Origin of the sequence: Andreprevotia sp. IGB-42, assembly GCF_009848685.1 — a bacterium.
Lineage (GTDB): Bacteria > Pseudomonadota > Gammaproteobacteria > Burkholderiales > Chitinibacteraceae > Andreprevotia.
On sequence record NZ_WXTX01000006.1, the window covers coordinates 93,483 to 110,771 of the forward strand.

At 60.8% G+C, this 17,289-nt stretch carries 18 protein-coding genes; 7 read left to right on the forward strand and 11 right to left on the reverse strand.

The window, feature by feature from the left end; translation table 11 throughout:
- Window positions 1-12: 12 nt before the first annotated feature.
- Complete coding sequence (astE, locus tag IGB42_RS10845; protein WP_159671377.1) at window positions 13-1,026, forward strand: succinylglutamate desuccinylase; 1,014 nt, start codon at window positions 13-15, stop codon at window positions 1,024-1,026.
- A 111-nt stretch (window positions 1,027-1,137) separates the two neighbouring features.
- On the opposite strand, the gene IGB42_RS10850 is transcribed toward astE, so the two are convergent.
- Window positions 1,138-1,929 (reverse strand): C40 family peptidase, encoded by a 792-nt coding sequence (locus IGB42_RS10850; RefSeq protein WP_201799903.1) that lies wholly within the window; start codon window positions 1,927-1,929, stop codon window positions 1,138-1,140.
- A gap of 151 nt (window positions 1,930-2,080) precedes the next feature.
- On the opposite strand from IGB42_RS10850, the gene IGB42_RS10855 reads away from it, so the two are divergent.
- Window positions 2,081-3,766 (forward strand): AarF/ABC1/UbiB kinase family protein, encoded by a 1,686-nt coding sequence (locus IGB42_RS10855; protein WP_159671383.1) that lies wholly within the window; start codon window positions 2,081-2,083, stop codon window positions 3,764-3,766.
- Between the two features lie 2 nt (window positions 3,767-3,768).
- A complete protein-coding gene (locus IGB42_RS10860; protein WP_159671386.1) occupies window positions 3,769-4,122 on the forward strand; it encodes a hypothetical protein in 354 nt (117 codons plus the stop codon).
- Window positions 4,123-4,191: 69 nt separating this feature from the next.
- On the opposite strand, the gene IGB42_RS10865 is transcribed toward IGB42_RS10860, so the two are convergent.
- Window positions 4,192-4,800 carry an FMN-dependent NADH-azoreductase gene (locus IGB42_RS10865; RefSeq protein ID WP_159671389.1) on the reverse strand — a complete coding sequence of 203 codons (609 nt, stop codon included), beginning with the start codon at window positions 4,798-4,800 and terminating at the stop codon, window positions 4,192-4,194.
- A gap of 157 nt (window positions 4,801-4,957) precedes the next feature.
- On the opposite strand from IGB42_RS10865, the gene IGB42_RS10870 reads away from it, so the two are divergent.
- A complete protein-coding gene (locus IGB42_RS10870; RefSeq protein WP_159671392.1) occupies window positions 4,958-5,896 on the forward strand; it encodes a LysR substrate-binding domain-containing protein in 939 nt (312 codons plus the stop codon).
- Between the two features lie 15 nt (window positions 5,897-5,911).
- On the opposite strand, the gene IGB42_RS10875 is transcribed toward IGB42_RS10870, so the two are convergent.
- Window positions 5,912-6,376: a SufE family protein gene (locus tag IGB42_RS10875; RefSeq protein ID WP_159671395.1), complete on the reverse strand. Its 465-nt coding sequence runs from the start codon at window positions 6,374-6,376 to the stop codon at window positions 5,912-5,914.
- Window positions 6,373-7,584 carry an aminotransferase class V-fold PLP-dependent enzyme gene (locus tag IGB42_RS10880; protein WP_159671398.1) on the reverse strand — a complete coding sequence of 404 codons (1,212 nt, stop codon included), beginning with the start codon at window positions 7,582-7,584 and terminating at the stop codon, window positions 6,373-6,375. The genes IGB42_RS10875 and IGB42_RS10880 overlap by 4 nt, the downstream gene beginning before the upstream one ends.
- A 45-nt stretch (window positions 7,585-7,629) precedes the next feature.
- Here IGB42_RS10880 and nudB point away from each other — a divergent pair, with 45 nt between their 5' ends.
- The 3 genes from nudB (at window position 7,630) to clsB (ending at window position 10,207) form a co-directional block, all read left to right on the forward strand.
- Window positions 7,630-8,073: a dihydroneopterin triphosphate diphosphatase gene (nudB, locus tag IGB42_RS10885; protein ID WP_159671401.1), complete on the forward strand. Its 444-nt coding sequence runs from the start codon at window positions 7,630-7,632 to the stop codon at window positions 8,071-8,073.
- Window positions 8,074-8,225: 152 nt separating this feature from the next.
- On the forward strand, window positions 8,226-8,984 hold the full coding sequence (locus IGB42_RS10890; RefSeq protein ID WP_159671403.1) for an endonuclease/exonuclease/phosphatase family protein: 759 nt from the start codon (window positions 8,226-8,228) through the stop codon (window positions 8,982-8,984).
- Window positions 8,984-10,207: a cardiolipin synthase ClsB gene (clsB, locus tag IGB42_RS10895; protein ID WP_159671405.1), complete on the forward strand. Its 1,224-nt coding sequence runs from the start codon at window positions 8,984-8,986 to the stop codon at window positions 10,205-10,207. Before IGB42_RS10890 ends, clsB begins: the two co-directional genes overlap by 1 nt.
- A gap of 15 nt (window positions 10,208-10,222) precedes the next feature.
- Here clsB and IGB42_RS10900 read toward each other — a convergent pair whose 3' ends face one another.
- From IGB42_RS10900 to ccoN, 7 genes are all read right to left on the reverse strand, one after another.
- Complete coding sequence (locus IGB42_RS10900) at window positions 10,223-11,836, reverse strand: mechanosensitive ion channel family protein (protein WP_159671407.1); 1,614 nt, start codon at window positions 11,834-11,836, stop codon at window positions 10,223-10,225.
- 119 nt (window positions 11,837-11,955) lie between these two features.
- Entirely contained in the window at window positions 11,956-12,462 is a 507-nt protein-coding gene (locus IGB42_RS10905) for a FixH family protein (RefSeq protein WP_159671409.1), read from the reverse strand.
- Window positions 12,463-12,536: 74 nt separating this feature from the next.
- Window positions 12,537-13,979: a cytochrome c oxidase accessory protein CcoG gene (gene ccoG / locus IGB42_RS10910; RefSeq protein WP_159671411.1), complete on the reverse strand. Its 1,443-nt coding sequence runs from the start codon at window positions 13,977-13,979 to the stop codon at window positions 12,537-12,539.
- A gap of 131 nt (window positions 13,980-14,110) precedes the next feature.
- Window positions 14,111-15,022 (reverse strand): cytochrome-c oxidase, cbb3-type subunit III, encoded by a 912-nt coding sequence (ccoP, locus tag IGB42_RS10915; RefSeq protein WP_159671414.1) that lies wholly within the window; start codon window positions 15,020-15,022, stop codon window positions 14,111-14,113.
- Window positions 15,019-15,222, reverse strand: coding sequence for a cbb3-type cytochrome c oxidase subunit 3 (locus IGB42_RS10920; protein ID WP_159671416.1), 204 nt, complete (start codon window positions 15,220-15,222; stop codon window positions 15,019-15,021). The genes ccoP and IGB42_RS10920 overlap by 4 nt, the downstream gene beginning before the upstream one ends.
- 4 nt (window positions 15,223-15,226) lie before the next feature.
- The gene (gene ccoO / locus IGB42_RS10925; protein WP_159671418.1) at window positions 15,227-15,841 is read right to left on the reverse strand and encodes a cytochrome-c oxidase, cbb3-type subunit II; all 615 of its coding nucleotides are present in this window, start codon (window positions 15,839-15,841) and stop codon (window positions 15,227-15,229) included.
- A gap of 22 nt (window positions 15,842-15,863) precedes the next feature.
- Window positions 15,864-17,285, reverse strand: coding sequence for a cytochrome-c oxidase, cbb3-type subunit I (gene ccoN / locus IGB42_RS10930; RefSeq protein ID WP_159671420.1), 1,422 nt, complete (start codon window positions 17,283-17,285; stop codon window positions 15,864-15,866).
- Between the last annotated feature and the right edge of the window lie 4 nt (window positions 17,286-17,289).

Here is a 17,289-nt window from a genome sequence, read left to right on the forward strand (position 1 = left end):
CGAAAGGACACCATGTCGCACCCCTCATTCCTGCAGCAGACCCTGGACGGCAAAACCACACTGGGCTTGCCCTACAGCTTGCCGGGCGGCGTACGCGTGCAGGTGATGGATGAAGGGGTGATCCGCTTCGAGCCCAACGATGGCGATACACGCCGGCTGGATCTGGTGATCTCCTGCGGCGTGCATGGCAATGAAACCGGCCCGGTGGAACTGGTGGACCGGCTGATCGCCGCGCTGTATGCGGGCGAGCTGCGTCCCAGAGCGCGCGTGCTGTTCGTTTTCGGCAATGTAGATGCGTTGCGTAGCGGCACGCGCTACATGGCCCAGGACATGAACCGGCTTTTCTGCCGCATACCCGATGTATCCGACGATCAGGAAGCGCGCCGCGCCACCATGCTGGAAATGCAACTGATGCGCTTCTTTGCCCGCGCAATGCAGGATGACAAGCCCCGCCTGCATTACGACCTGCATACCGCCATACACGGTAGCCTGATCGAGAAATTTGCTATTTATCCGCTGCCCCCCATCGGCAAGTCATTCGAGCCAACAGAAATTGCCCGATTGGCCGAGGCGGGGATCGAGGCCGTGCTGCTGCAATCGACAACCTCCACCACGTTTTCATTCTTCTCCAGTCGCCATTGCGATGCCACCGCGTTCACCGTGGAATTGGGGCGTGCCATGCCGTTCGGGCACAACCAGGGGGTAGACCTGTCCGGCATGGAAAGCTATCTTTCCCGCCTGATCGAAGGCGAAGTGCCGCAACCGGATCTGGTGCCGGAAAGCACGCAGGTTTTCCGGGTCGCACGCGAAATCGTCAAGGAAAGCCCCGCCTTCAAACTGCATATCGATGCCAAAACAGACAATTTCATGCCGCTACCACAGGGTATGCTGCTGGCCGAGGATGGCGAAAAACGCTGGACGATTACCGAAGAGCAGGCCCGCATCATCTTTCCCAATCCGGATGTGGCGGTGGGGCAGCGCGCCGGGCTGATCATCGTGCCGTCGCGCAGCTACAGCCGGCATTGATCCGGTACGATCTTGCATGGTGGTCTGCGCCATTTAATCGGGAGCAGATACGCAAAGGGCAGCTTGGGGCTGCCCTTTGCGTTACCTGGCACTGCCGGCACGTGATGGGGATCAGTGCTTGGCCTTTTTCTTGGTAGACGTCGCCAGCTTGGCCTTGGTGCCGGTTTTGGCGGTGGCCTTGCTGCTTTTGGCAGTCTTTGCCGGCTTGGCTGATTTGTGGCCCTGCTTCGCCGCTGGCTCGGCCCGCGCATTTCGGTCGCACACGGTAACGGCCTTCTTTTTCTTGCCCTTGCCCTGTACCACGGTTTTGCAGCGCGAGCGCTCGGGCGCGATCTGTACGGCTTCCGGGTTGCCGGCGACGGCCAGCAGGCCTGCCAGGTTGATGCCCTGACCACCGGAATCGGCTATACGCCGTGCGCCATTCCAGCGTTTCTGCCAGTAGTTTTCACCCAGGTTGGCGGTTTCCACGCTCTTGCCGGCACGCGGCGAATGGATGAAGCGGTTGTCGCCCATATAGATGCCCACGTGTGAAAAAGTGCGGCCCAGCGTATTGAAGAACACCAGGTCACCGGGCTTGAGGTCGGGGCGATCGACGCTTTCGCCAATACGGCTCATTGCCATTGCGTTGTGCGGCAGCGCGATATTGAGCGAGTTCTGGAACACGTAGCGGACAAAACCGCTGCAATCGAGGCCGTCTTCCGGGTTGTTGCCCCCCCATTTATAACGGACGCCGATCAGGCCCATGGCCTGCAAAAGCAGTTGCTGGGCCGCGGTCGGCCCATCAGCCTGCGCGGCTTCCTGGGGTGCGGGAACGGGGGCTTTTTTGCCCCAGGTGCCTGCAGAGACTTCGCTGGAGGAGGATAGTGCGGGGGGATCGTCGGCGAGCGCGATTGGCGCGCTCAAGCCCAATACCAGCCCGCAGCAGACGATGGCTGCGTGCAAAAAACTTTTCATAGGGGGTCGAATGTAACGGTGTGTTAATGGCCTGTAAAGCCTAAAATCCGCAACAGATTTACACTGGCAACCCAACCCCGAATCCGCTCAGCGAGGCCTCATGCTCAAGGAAACCTTCACCGTCATGCGCGATCTGCCGCGCGTGCGCGAAATCATTGCCGTATTGATGCGGCATGGTTTGGGCAATCTGGTGAACAGGCTGGGCCTGGCCAAGGGCATAGAGCGTGCTGGAGACCTGCTGCACCTGCCGGGCAATCATGAAGTGGAGCAGCTTGATCCACCCGTACGGGTGCGCAAGGCGATGGAGGAACTGGGGCCTACCTTCATCAAGCTGGGTCAGGTACTGGCTACCCGGGTGGACGTATTCGGCCCGGAATGGATCACCGAATTCGAGAAACTGCAGAACAATGTACCGGCCATGCCATACAGCATGATCAATGCCGAGCTGGTGGATATCCTGGGCATGGACCCGCACATGCTATTCAGTGAAATCGACCCGGATCCGGTGGGGTCCGCATCGATTGCGCAAGTACATCATGCGAAACTGGTCAGTGGGGAAGATGTGGTACTCAAGCTGCGCCGACCGGGTATCACGATCAAGATCGATGCCGATCTGCGCATCCTGCATCACATCGCCAGCCTGATGGAGTTCGAGTTTCCGGAAACCCGGCGCTACCAGCCGGTGAAAATCGTCGAGGAGTTCGGCAAATCGCTCAAGCGCGAGCTGAACCTGTCGTCGGAAGCGCGTAATCAGGAACGTTTTGCGCAAAATTTTGCCGAACACGCAGAGGTGGATATTCCCAAGGTGTATTGGGATTACACCTCGGAACGGCTGAACGTGCAGAGCTGGATGGGCGGCATGATCGGCAACGATATGGCTGCGCTGGATGCCGCCGGGCTGGATCGCAAGTTGCTGGCCGCGCGCGGTGCGGATGCGGTGCTGAAAATGGTCCTGATCGACGGCTATTTCCATGCCGATCCGCACCCTGGCAACGTGAAATTCCTGCCTGGCAACCGTATCGGTTTCCTGGATTTCGGCATGGTGGGGCGTTTGCCGCACCCGCGGCGCGATCAGATCGTCGATCTGCTGGCGGCGTTGGCCAAGCGCGATGAACATGACATTCTTGAAGTGCTGATGGAATGGACTGGCGATACCGTGGTCGATGAAGACAAGCTGGGCGCGGATATTGCGGACTTCATGTTCAATTATGAGAATCTGCCACTCAAGGATATTTCGTTCGGCATGTTGCTCAATGACGTGGCAGCCATCATGCGCGAACATGAAATCACCTTGCCGGCGGACCTGACGCTGCTGTTCAAGGCACTGATCACGCTGGAGGGCTTGGGACGCCAGCTCGATCCGGATTTCCAGATGGTGCAGCACCTCACACCATTCGTGCGGGAAGTCATCATCAACCGCTTCAAACCGCAAGCGTTGTTCAAGAAGGGCAAGGACAGCGTAATCGAGGGCTTCAATGTACTGGCCGGTTTGCCGCGCGATATCGGCAAGCTGATCAAGCAGGCGCGGCGTGGCAACATCAAGATCGATCTGGATCTGAAACGGCTGGAGAGCTTTGGCGCGCAGATCACCCGCAGCGCCAACCGGCTAACCATGGGCATCGTCACCGGTTGCCTGATCATCGGTTCCAGCATCGTGATGACCGTCAAGGCGGGCCCCACACTGTTCGGCATGCCGGCTCTGGGTTTCCTGGGCTTCCTGGTGGCATTTGCCAATAGCTTGTGGCTGGTGTTTTCGATCTGGATATCAGGCAAGGAGGAGCGATGATCATGAACAGAACCACCATGGGCAGAAACACAATCTCGCTGGTGTTGCTGCTGGCAATACACGGCAGTGCACTGGCAGCGCACCCGTTGCGCTGGACTGGCTCTTTCCATTGCGACGAGGACAAGACCTTCCGCATCACCACCAATGTGGAAGGGCAGGCCATCTACCTGCGCTGGCTGGGCAAACCATATGTGCTCAATGATCGCGGCAGCACCGAAGCCACTTTCGATTGGCAGGGCAGCGGCTATCGCTGGCAGGGCAGCCTGGCTGATAGCACCTTGCTGCTGCAGGGCTCGCCGGTGGCGCAGCATTGCCGGCGCGGTAGCGCAAAGGCTGCCGCATCAGCGCCGGGCTGATCGTAGCGCGATACGCCCGGCATGAAAAACCGGCCTTGTGAGCCGGTTTTTCCTTTTGCAGGCTGCCGATCAGGCAGCCAGTGCAGCAATTTCCTTCTCAGCCGACTGCAGTGCTTCTGCCTTCCTGGCATCGCCCATTGCCACGCCTTCGGCACGCACGAAACGCACGTCGGTCACACCCAGGAAGCCCAATACGGTCTTCAGATAGCTTTCCTGATGATCCAGCGCGCGCATCGCTTCAGAGGTGGAGTACACGCCGCCACGGGTGGAAGCAATGATCACGGTCTTGCCGCCGGCAAGGCCAACCGGGCCGGTTTCGGTGTATTTGAAGGTGCGGCCAGCCTGTGCAATGCGGTCGATCCACGCCTTTAGCTGGCTGGGTACCGAGAAGTTGTACATCGGCGCGCCGATCACGATCACGTCGGCGGCCAGGAACTGTGTAACCAGTGCTTCAGACAGCGCGTTCTCGGTGCGCTGCACTTCGCTGGTGGCATCTGCACCCAGGCGGAAACCGAGTGAATCGCTGGACAGATGGCTGGGGGCCGATTCGGCCAGGTCCAAGTAGTCAGTCACGAGGCCGGGCTGGCTTTTCTGCCATTCGGCAGCGATGCGGGCGGTCAGTTGGCGGGAGACCGAGTTGCCGGCCATGACGCTGGAATCGATGTGCAGCAGTTTCATTTTCAAGCTCCTTTGTGGGTGTCGTCGCGGTTGATGCGGCGTTGGAATGAATTCTGCCCGCAGCGCGGCATGCTGATAAGCTGGCAAAAATGCGATAAATTGTTCCATCAGCAGGACAATGACCAGCAACATGGCTTGCGCAACAAGGATAGGTACGATGCAGGACGTCAACGATATGCTGTTTTTTGCCGAAGTGATCGACCATGGCGGCTTTGCCGCCGCCGGGCGGGCGCTGGGCATACCCAAGTCGCGATTGTCGCGGCGCATTGCCGAGCTGGAGGCCGCGCTGGGCGTACGCCTGCTGCAGCGGACCACGCGCAAGCTGGCGCTCACTGACCTGGGCGAGCGCTACTACCGGCACTGCGTGGTGGTGCGCGACGAAGCCAATGCCGCACGCGAGGATATCGAAGCCTTGCAGGCAGAGCCACGCGGCATCGTGCGTGTCAGCTGCCCGGTTACACTGGCGCAATTCAATGTGGGGCCGCTGCTGCCGGAATACCTGGCTGCACACCCGCAAGTGCGGCTGCAGATCATTGTCACCAACCGGCCGGTGGATCTGATCGAGGAGGGCATCGACATTGCACTGCGTGTGCGTCCCACACCGCAGGACAGCGCCACGCTGGTGGTGAAGACGCTGGGCGAAAATGGGGGTTACCTGGTGGCCAGCCCGGCGCAACTGCTACGCCAGGGCACGCCGAAGAACCTGGACGAACTGGGCTGGCTGGATACGGTAGCGATGTCCGCCACCGATGGGCGCGCCAGCTGGACCTTGCTGGGGCCGGATGGCGAGAAAGCCGAGGTGAATCACCAGCCACGCTTCGTGATCGATGATCTGCAGGTATTGCGTGAAGCGGTTCTGGGCGGCATCGGCGCGGCGGTGCTGCCGGCCTTCATGGTGCACACCGATGTCTGGGCCGGGCGGCTGGTGCGCGTGTTGCCGGAGTGGAACCCGCCTGCCGGGCTGGTGCACGCGGTGTTTCCAAGCCGGCGCGGGCTGCTGCCGGCGGTGCGCACCTTCCTGGATTTCCTGGGCGAGAAATTGCCGCAGCAGTACCAGCTGTGCCAGGAGATCGAGGCGCGCCAGCCTATCGCCTGAGCACGATCAGCGGATTCAGCCGGCAGGCTGTCTGCTGGCTTCGATGATGCGCGTGGCAATGGCACGGATGCCGTTACCGCGTGATGCGGACAGGAATCGCACGAGGCCCAGGCTGGCCAGCCATGCTTCGATATCGAAGCGCTGGATCTCATCCGCGCTGCGGTTGTGGTACGCGGTGAGCAGCAGCGTGAGCAGGCCCTTGATGACGCGTGAATCGCTATCTGCTGCTACCTGCAGCCGACCATCTTGCCAGCGGGTAATCAACCACACGGTGCTTTCACAGCCGCTGACCCGGTTGGTATCGTTTTTCTCCTGTTCTGGCAGGCCTGGCAGCTCGCGCGCAAGTTGTACCAGCAGGCGGCTTTTGGCTTCCCAGCCCCCCGCGGCATCCAGCCGTTGCGACAATGCCGCGCGGTCAATCTGCGCGCCGAAAGGATGCGCGTATGCCTGCTCGATCTCGTGCTGTGCCGCGCCACTCATGCCAGTTCTTCCAGTGTTTCTGCCAGTGCCTGCAGGAAACGCTCCACGTCTGCCGTGGTGTTGTATGCGGCAAACGACACGCGCAAGGTGCCGTTGACGCCCAGCGCATCCAGCAATGGCTCCGCGCAGTGCTTGCCCACACGCACCGCGATATCGCGCCCGTCAAGGAACTGCGCAACGTCGTAGGGGTGTGCGTTGTCGAAGATGAGCGAGCGCAGCGGCGCACGCTCGGTGGTGGCGCCCAGCACCCGCACGCCAGGAATCTTGCGTAGCCCGGCATCGAGCAATGCACACAGATGTGCTTCGTGTTGTTTAAGCGCGGCGCGGTCGAGTTTGCTCAGCCAGTCCAGCGCAGCAGCGAGGCCTACAGCTTGTGCAATGGGCGGTGTGCCGGCTTCGAAGCGGCCCGGTGGCGCTGCAAACGTGGTGCCAGCAAAACTCACCTTGTCGATCATGTCGCCACCACCCTGCCAGGGCGGCATGTCGGCCAGCAGCTCGGCCTTGCCATACAGCACCCCGATACCGGTCGGGCCGTACACCTTGTGGCCGGAAAATACATAGAAATCCGCACCCAGCGCCTGTACATCCACGTTCTCGTGCGCGACTGCCTGTGCGCCGTCGATCAGCACCCTGGCGCCTGCTACGTGTGCGGCCGCCGCGAGTTCCAGTACCGGCAGGTGTGTGCCGATGGCATTGGATGCATGCGTGATGGCCACCAGTTTGACTTGTGGCTGCAACTGCGACAGGAAAGAGGTGCGATCCAGCGTGCCATCGGGGAAGACCGGAATCGCCCGGACGATGGCGCCGGTCTGTGCGGCAATCAGCTGCCATGGCACGATGTTGGCGTGATGCTCGTAGCCGGAAACAAGGATTTCGTCGCCGGGCTTGAGGTTGGCGCTGCCCCAGCTGTTTGCCACCAGGTTGATCGCCTCGGTGGCGCCTCGGGTGAAGATGATTTCATCCGCGCTGCCTGCATTGAGGAAACGCGCCACCGTATTGCGCGCGCCCTCGAATGCATCGGTGGCAAGGCCCGAGAGCCGGTACGAAGACCGGTGCACGTTGGCATTGGCGGTTTCGTAGAAATGCCGCTCCGCATCCAGCACCTGCCGCGGCTTCTGCGTGGTAGCCGCATTGTCCAGGTAGACAAGGTCCGGGTAGTGATCGAACAGCGGGAAATCGGCGCGCAGCACAAGTGGATTAAGCGACATGGCGGGAGCGATATGGGTTGCGTAGGTCGATTGTATAATGCGCCGATGGCTTACAAACAACCGATTTCTGTACTGGTCGTTATACATACACCCGACTTGCAGGTGCTGTTGATCGAACGTGCCGATTTTCCCGAAGCATGGCAATCCGTCACGGGCAGCCGCGAAGGCGAAGAAACCCTGCTGGAAACCGCAAGGCGCGAGGTGACCGAGGAAACCGGCATCGTGCTGGACAGCAATGCATTCCGTGACTGGCAGCACAGCAGTGATTACGAGATCTACGAGGTATGGCGTCACCGCTATGCGCCCGGTGTGATGATCAATACCGAGCATGTATTCAGCCTAGAAGTGGCAACGGCGCAACCGGTCACGCTGGCGCCCGGTGAGCACACCCGCTTCAGGTGGGTGAGCTGGCAGGCCGCAGCCGAAATGGTGTTTTCGCCCTCCAATGCCGAGGCGATCCGCATGCTGGCTGAACGGATATGCCACTGAGCTGAAGGTGCTGCGCGCCGTCATGCATGGCCTAATACCTGGCACCGGGGCGGTGGCGTGCAATTATTGCCATGACAACCCGTTGCCGCGGAAACGGCCCCGCATCATGCTAAGCTGAAAGTTGATCATTACTGGCCGAGCCCGCTGCCCACATGAGCCTGACCTTGCGTGTTGCAAGCTATAACCTGCACAAGGGACTTTCGACGTTCAACCGTCGGCTGGTGGTGCACGACGTGCGCCAGGCGATGCGCGCGCTCGAGCCAGACCTGGTGTTGCTGCAAGAAGTGCAAGGCGCCCACCATGGACACGCGCAACGTTTTGCGCACTGGCCACAGGATCCGCAATATGAATACCTGGCAGGTGAAGAACTCACCGCCATCTACGGGCGTAATGCCAATTATCGCCACGGCCATCATGGCAATGCGCTGTTGTCGCGCTTTCCGGTGCGGCGCTGGGATAACCACGATCTGACGCTGCACAAACTGGAACAGCGCGGGCTGTTGCACGCGGTGCTGGACGTCAACGGTTGGGATCGGCCGCTGCACGCATTGTCGGTGCACCTGAACCTGCGCGCACCAGATCGCCGCAAGCAGCTGGCACTGCTGTCCGAATACATACAGGCCGAGGTGCCGATGCATGCACCGCTGGTGCTGGCCGGCGATTTCAACGACTGGCGGCGCGAAGCAACGCCTTTCCTGTCCAGGGAGCTGGGCCTGAACGAAGCGTTTGAAACATTGCACGGCGCACCCGCGCGCAGTTTCCCGGCCCGGCTTCCCTTGCTGACGCTGGATCGTGTTTACGTGCGCGGCATGCAGATCGAAACCGCCAATGTGTTGACCGGGGCACCATGGGCTGGCCTGTCCGACCATGCGCCGCTGTATACGGTGATGACGCGGCACGAGGCGCATTGATGCAGGTATGGCGTGATTCAGCCAGGCGCTTGCGGACCCATTTCTTTCAGCGCAATACCTTCCAGCCGGGGCACCGGGTGCGCCTGCTTTACAACGGTACCGATTACTTTCCGCTGTTGCTGGAAGAGATCGCGGCCGCCCGGCACGAAATCTATCTGGAAAGCTATCTGTTCGAGGCTGACGATATCGGCCGGCGCGTGGTGGCAGCACTGGCAGCGGCCGCCCGGCGTGGTGTGCGGGTCAGGCTGCATCTGGATGGATTTGGCGCGCGCTATTTTCCCTCCCACTGGCAACAGGAACTGGCCGACGCTGGTGCCGGCCTGCTGTTCTTCCGCCCCGAGATCAAGCGGCTGTCACTGAACCGCGCGCGCCTGCGTCGCCTGCACCGCAAGCTGGCAGTGTTCGACGGGCGCGTGGGCTTTGTCGGGGGCATCAATATCCTGACCGATATCGAACCCGGACACCTCAATCTGGCGCCGCGCTACGACTATGCGGTGCGTGTGGAAGGCCCCGCTGTGGCACGCATACGCAACGCGGTGCAACGCATGTGGCGGCAAACCGCATTGGTGCAGCTGGAACAGGACTGGGTGGAGAAGTCCGAACCGCTGGTGGTACCGGGGCGGTTCTACGGGCCGACTTCAGCCCATTTCGTGATCCGCGATAACCTCAATCACCGGCATGACATCGAAAAGGAATACCGCCGCGCCATCCGCTACGCGAAGCGCGAAATCATCATTGCCAACGCCTATTTCCTGCCAGGCTACCGCTTCCGGCAGGAGCTGCGGGCGGCAGCAGAGCGGGGTGTGAACGTGGTTCTGCTGCTGCAGGGGCAGGTGGATCACTTCCTGCTGCACTGGGCCACGCGCGCGTATTACCGGCGTTTCATCACTGCCGGTATCCAGATCTACGAATACAGCGCCGGTTTCATGCATGCCAAGGTGGCGGTTATCGACGGCGAATGGGCGACGGTGGGCTCGAGCAACCTGGATCCGTTCAGCCTGCTGCTGGCGCGCGAGGCCAACCTGTTCGTGCGGGACGGAGAACTGGCCGATGAGTTGCGCGCTGATCTGCGCCGCAAGATGGACAAATATTCGCGCCGCATCGAGGCAGAGCGGGTATCACGCGCCGGCTGGGCATTGCGGGCGCTGGTATGGGGCTGCTTTGCGCTGGTGCGCTTCATGATGAGCGTAACCGGTTATGGTGGCCGGCGCTACCTGGAGTAGCACCGGCCCGTTGTGTCAAGGCTTTGCAGGTGGCGTGAACCACTTGTCCTTCGGTACCAGCACGGCCTCCTTGGGCTGATCTTCGAAATGCGGCGACATGATCTGGACGCCGGCATCGTTGAATTCATCCTGGATATGGGCATGCAGCTCGGACAGGACCGGTGCGCGTTCCAGTGGATTGGGGATCTGCGCGAACAGCTCGTATTCCACATAGAAATCCGACAATGCGCGCTGCAGCACGTAGGGCTGCGGCTCCTTCACGAGGCCATCGGTCTTCAGCGCGGCATTCACCAGCATCGCGTGCACCTGGCGCCATGGCGTGTCGTAGCCGATGGTCACCGTCGTGGAGAGCATCGCCCCGCCAGGGCCCGCCTGGCGCGTGTAGTTGCGGATGGTGTTGCCGACCACCACCGCATTCGGCAGGGTGATCTCCTCCTTGCGCAGGTTGGTCAGCTTGATCGACAGCGTGTTGAGCTCGGTCACCACGCCAACGGTATCGCCCACGCGCACCAGGTCTCCCTTGCGCAGCGCCCGCGAGTAGATCAGCACCATGCCGCTCATCAACTGGTTGACGATGCCGGCAGAGCCCAGCGTCAGCATCATGCCGAACAGTACCGACAAGCCCTTGAACACATCGCTTTGCGAGCCCGGGATGTACGGGTAGGCAAAGGTCAGCCCCAGTGCCCAGATCAGCACCGATACCATGCGGCGGGTGGCACCTGCGGTATCCGGATGCAGGCCGGGTATGGAGACCCGGTCCTGCTGCACGGCTTCGAACAGGTTGGTAACGAGATCCTGCACCGCGCGGGTGATCAGCACGATCACCACCACGGTCACGAGGCCGGGAATGGCATCCAGAAAGCCCTGGCCGATGCGGCCCAACAAGGTCAGCAGGAAATCGCCCAACCGCTCGCCCAGGGGTTGCGTGACCGGAAAGCGTTCCAGTACGTAGACGAACCACAGGTAAAGCAAGGCCAGGAACGCGAACACGGCGCTCAGTTCGACAATGCGGCGCGCCAGCTGGAATGCAGAGCCTGTCCAGTCGAACCCCTTATTGGTACGGGTGAGCAGGTGTTGTTCTATCGTGCGTTGCACCAGGCTCAGCATCCTGCTGCGTAGCCGGTTCAGCCCCCAGCCCAGTGCCAGCAACAGCGCGGTGGCAACGACCGCATACAGCACCCCGCGTATCAGGTTGGGCCAGTGGATCTGCCGCTTATGTGCGTCCAGCACGCTGCGCAGCCGGGATTCGGTGTCTTTCACCAGCTGTTCGAACTTGCGCGGGTCGGCCGGGTCGAGGTCGGTGGGCAGCAGCGAGAACAGCAACCTGTCGCCCAGCCGGAACACGGTCACGTGCTCGTTGCCGAAAATCACCTGCATGTGATCAATAGGCTGATCAAGCTCGCGTTCGGGCAAGCGCTCCAGCACGTCTGCCGCGCGCTGCACGCGGATACGCGGGCTGGCACCGGCCAGGTCACTGCGGAAAGTGACGATGGGGCGGTTCAGATAGGTCAGTTCGGCCGGGGCCGCCACGGGCGCGCTGGCCGTTGCTTCTGCTGCATGCGCAGCCACCCCCAGCACCAGTGCGATGAAAAAGCCGAATACGGCAAGAACGGCCCGGTATGCCTGCATGTATGCCCCCGTGTGCATGGATCGATTGGATGCCTGGGCAGGATTCTAGCCGCAAATGGTGTTGAAGCCGCAGCCCAGTGTCATTCAAGCACATCCGCAGCACGGATGATGATAAGGGATTACCTGGCTGGCAATTGCAGCGGTTCGCCCGAGCCGGTTTTCCACAGGCCGCGCAGGCGCCACTGGTTGGTCTCGTCGCCCAGTTCGATGTCCCAGCGAGGTTGCACCAGCGCCTTGGCCAACTGGCCGGAATACATCTGCGGGCCGTCCGCGTGCAGCTTGACATGCTGATCCAGCCCGGCTTGGGTGGGGTGCAGTACATCGAGCTGCAGCGTTGGCGTCGCCGCCAGCGGCCGGGCGAGCACGACGCGCACGGTGCGGCCATCCGCGCCCAGCATGAACTGTGCGGAGATACCCAGTTTCACTGCAGCCTGATCACGGCCCAGATCCTGGTTGATGGCCTGGCCTTGCTTGTAATAGTCGTCATCGACCACGCCATCATCGCTGCGCACGGCCAGTACGAAGGTGTAGATGCTGGCGACCACGGCAATGGCGGGCAAGGTGAACAAGAACCAGGGCCAGAATGATTTGTACCAGGGCTTGGGCGGGTTGGATGTCATCTGCATGTGAAAACTCGTTCAGTGTGCGCCCACCGGGAGTGGGCGCCTGGGTTTACTTCGGGGGCTTCGGCCTGCGGCGATCAACGACCAATGAAGCTCGATTTCTCGCTGGTCTGCACGCTGGCATCGTCTTCGGCCTGGATAAGGAAGCGGATTTCATGACTGCCGAGCCCCACATTGGCTGGGTCCGCCTGCAGGCGGATACCCACGTCGGCAATGCCCGTGGATGGCACGCTGACACGGTTACCGCCATCGACTATCCATTTCATCCCGGGCAGGCCGTCCGCGCTGATCCGGTAGACATGCGCCTTTTCATCGGCATTTTCGATCTGCAGCCGGTAGCTGTTTTCCAGCCAGCCTTCGTCGGTTTCGCGCACCAGCGATACGCGGTCGCGTGCCACGTTGACTTTCACCGGCTGTCGCAACATCAGCGCTGCCGTAGTGGCACCAAGCGCCACCAGCAGCACCACGCCATACATCAGCACGCGCGGGCGGGCGATGCGCTTGACCAGGTCCTGCTCCACATACTGGTGCTTGAGCGCATTTTCCGACGTATAGCGGATCAGGCCACGCGGATAGCTCATCTTGTCCATCACCGAATCACAGGCGTCGATACACGCGGCGCAGCCGATGCACTCGTACTGCAGGCCATCGCGGATATCGATACCGACCGGGCAGACCTGCACGCACATGGTGCAATCGATGCAGTCGCCCAGCCCTTCCGCCTTGTAGTCGCTGCCTTTCTGCCGACGGCCACGCGTTTCACCGCGCTCGGCGTCGTAGCTGATGATCAGCGTGTCGTTGTCGAACATTGCACTCTGGAAGCGCGCGTACGGACACATGTACTTGCATACCTGTTCGCGCAGCCAGCCGGCATTGCCATAGGTGGCAAAGCCGTAGAACAGCACCCAGAAGCCCTCCCAGGGGCCGATGGTCCAGGTCAGCGTATCGGTCCACAGTGTGCGGATCGGTACGAAGTAGCCAACGAAGGTGAAGCCTGTCCACAGCGCGAAGGTGATCCACAGTGCATGCTTGGTGACCTTGAGGCGGATCTTGCGCGCATCGGTGGGGCCGTTGTCGAGCTTGAGCCGGGCAGGGCGGTCACCCTCCACCCATTTTTCCATCCACAGGAAAATCTCGGTATACACCGTTTGCGGACAGGAATAGCCACACCATAGCCGTCCGCCGATCGCCGTCCACACGAACAGGCCGAGCGCGCACATCAGCAACAGCGCGGTCAGGTAGATGAAGTCCTGCGGCAGGAAGACGAGACCCAGGATGTAAAACTTCTGCTGGCTCAGATCGAACAGCAGTGCCTGCCGGCCATTGATCTGCAGCCAGGGCATGCCGTAGAAAAACAGCTGGGTGGCAAAAACGAAGAAGATGCGCCAGTTGTTCCAGTAACCGGTGATCCAGCGTGGATAGACTTTCTTGTGCTTGGCGTAGAGGGAGATCTCCTCGTATTCATCCGGCCCGTCTGCAGGGATCACCTTGACGGGGATGTCGGCCAGTTTTTTGCTCATGGCAGCGCTCGCTTCAGAACTGATTGATGGCAATGATCCGGTGGCTGCGAATCACTCTCATCAAGCAGCTTGATCAGGAAAAACGGGCGGGATATTGCATCCCGCCCGCCTTTTACCAGACAGCAAGAACCTTACTTGGTTTCACTGTGCGACAGGCTGTATACATAGCCGGCCAGTACATGAACCTTGCCGTCGCCGAGGAATTCCTTCCACGCCGGCATCACGTTGTTGCGACCGTTGGTGACGGTTTCGATGATGGTGGCTTCCGAGCCGCCATACAGCCAGATCTTGTCGGTCAGGTTCGGTGCGCCCACATCCTGGTTGCCGGTACCGGCCGGGGTGTGACAGGCCGCGCAAACCTGCTTGAAGGTGGCCTCGCCACGCGCTGCACGCAGCTCGTTGTGCGGGCGGCCCGACAGCTTGATCACGAAGTTGGCAACGTCCTTGATCTTCTCTTCACCGAATGCCGCGCCGAAAGCAGGCATTGCGCCGTGACGACCAGCGGCGATGGTCTTCTCGATCTTGGCGGGTTCGCCACCGTACAGCCAGTCCGCATCGGTCAGGTTGGGGAAGCCCTTGGCACCACGTGCGTCCACGCCATGGCACTGGATGCAATACGTGCCGAACAGGCGCTTGCCCATATCGCGTGCTTCGGCGCTTTTGGCCACTTCCGGTATCGGCAGATTGATGAACTTGTTGTAGAGCGGGCCGTACTTGTCGTCCGCCTTGGCCACTTCCTTCTGGTATTGGCCGGTCGACGTCCAGTTCCAGACGTTGCCGAATACCACGAGGCCTGGGTAGAAAATCAGGTAGCCCACGGCAAAGACAATGGTGAGGATGAACAGGCCTACCCACCACGCCGGCAGCGGGTTGTTGAATTCCTGCAGGTCTTCATCCCACTTGTGGTGCAGGACTTCGGCTGTCTCGCCTTTCTTGAGCTTGAGCACTGTCTGGCTTTTCAGCAGATAGGCCAGCCAGATCAACGAGGCGATCACAATGACCGCGATGTAAACGCCCCAGAAACCGCTGTAAAAATCTGTCATCTCTTGTTCTCCGCATGGATGTTCAGGGTTTCTTCCCGCCGCGACCCGACCTTGGGGGTGTCCTCGTCAAGGATGAGCGCGTTGGCAGCCTCCTCGAACCCTGCGCGGCTGCGCTTGCTGTATGCCCACACGCAGATGGTGAGGAAGCACACAAAACCGGCCACGGTAGCCGCAATGCGGGCGATGTCCTGAATCTCCATGTGTTTACCTCTTGTTCTTCAATGCAAGGCCCAGGCCTTGCAGGTAGGCGATCAGCGCATCCATTTCGGTTTTGCCTTCGGTGTCCTTCACGGCAGCAGCAATGTCGGCATCGGTATACGGCACGCCAACTTTGCGCAGCGCGGCCATCTTGGCCGGCATCACAGCAGAATCCACCGGATTGGCAGCCAGCCAGCGGAACGACGGCATCACCGATTCCGGCACTACATCCTGCGGGCGGATCAGGTGGGCACGATGCCATTCATCCGAATAGCGGCCACCTACGCGTGCCAGGTCTGGCCCGGTACGCTTGGAGCCCCACAGGAAGGGGTGGTCGTAAACCGATTCGCCGGCCACCGAATAATGACCGTAGCGCTCGGTTTCCGCGCGGAACGGGCGGATCATCTGCGAGTGGCAGTTGTAACAGCCTTCACGGATGTAGATGTCACGGCCAGCCAATTGCAGCGCCGGGTAAGGCTTGACGCCGGCAATCGGCTGCGTGGTCGATTTCGAGAACATCAGCGGCAGGATTTCGACCATCATGGCCACGCTGAGCGTGAGCACGGTCAGCACGATCAGCCATGCCACGTTCTCTTCGATGAGTTTCTGAAGCTTATCCATTTCTGTTTTCTTCCGTTTGATCTCAGGCGTGGGCAGCAACAGCCGGAATGCGGGCGTCGACCGCCTTGCCTTCCGTCACGGTGCGCAGCACGTTGTAGAGCATCAGCACCATGCCGCCGAGGAAGCACAGGCCGCCGAGGGCGCGGACGAAGTAGTACGGGTGCGTTGCTTTCACCGCATCGATGAACGCATAGGTCAGCGTGCCGTCCGGATTGACCGCACGCCACATCAGGCCTTGCGTCACGCCGGCAATCCACATCGAGGAGATGTACAGCACGGTACCCAGCGTTGCCATCCAGAAATGCACTTCGATCAGCTTGACCGAATGCATCTGGTCACGGTTGAACAGGCGCGGGATCAGGTAGTACATCGAGCCGATGGTGATCATCGCCACCCAGCCCAGCGCGCCGGAATGCACGTGGCCCACGGTCCAGTCGGTGTAGTGGCTGAGTGCGTTCACGGTCTTGATGGCCATCATCGGGCCTTCGAAGGTTGACATGCCATAGAACGACAGCGCGGTGATCAGGAACTTCAGGATCGGGTCGGTACGCAGTTTGTGCCACGCGCCAGACAGCGTCATGATGCCGTTGATCATGCCGCCCCAGCTTGGCGCCAGCAGGATCACCGAGAACACCATGCCCAGTGACTGGGTCCAGTCCGGCAGCGCGGTGTAGTGCAGATGGTGCGGGCCAGCCCACATATAGGTGAAGCTTAATGCCCAGAAGTGCACCACGGACAGCCGGTACGAATAGATCGGGCGGCCCGCCTGCTTGGGCACGAAGTAATACATCATGCCGAGGAAGCCTGCGGTCAGGAAGAAGCCTACCGCATTGTGGCCGTACCACCATTGCACCATGGCATCGACAGCGCCGGCGTAGGCGGAATAGGACTTCCACATGGTGACCGGGATGAAGGCGCTGTTGACCACGTGCAGCAGCGTCACCGCCAGGATGAAGGCGCCGTAGAACCAGTTGGCCACGTAGATGTGCTTGACCTTGCGCTTGGCGATGGTGCCGAAGAACACGATGGCGTAGGCAACCCAGACGATGGCGAGCAGGATCTTGATCGGCCACTCCATCTCGGCGTATTCCTTGTTGAAGGTAATACCGAGCGGGTAGGTGATCACGCAGGCGACGATGACAGCCTGATAGCCCCAGAAGGTGAAGGCGGCCAGCTTGTCGCTGATCAGCCGCACGTTACAGGTACGTTGCACCACGTAGTAGGACGTAGCGATCAGGCCGCAACCGCCAAAGGCGAAAATCACGCCGCTGGTGTGCAGCGCGCGCAGGCGGCCAAAGTGGAAATAAGGACCGAAGTTGAGGTCGGGCCAGACCAGTTGCGAGGCAATCAGCACCCCTAGCAGCATGCCGACAATGCCCCAGACGACTGTCATGAGAGCAAATTGCCGCACCACCTTGTAATTGTATGTGGCTTGGTTATCCATAGAA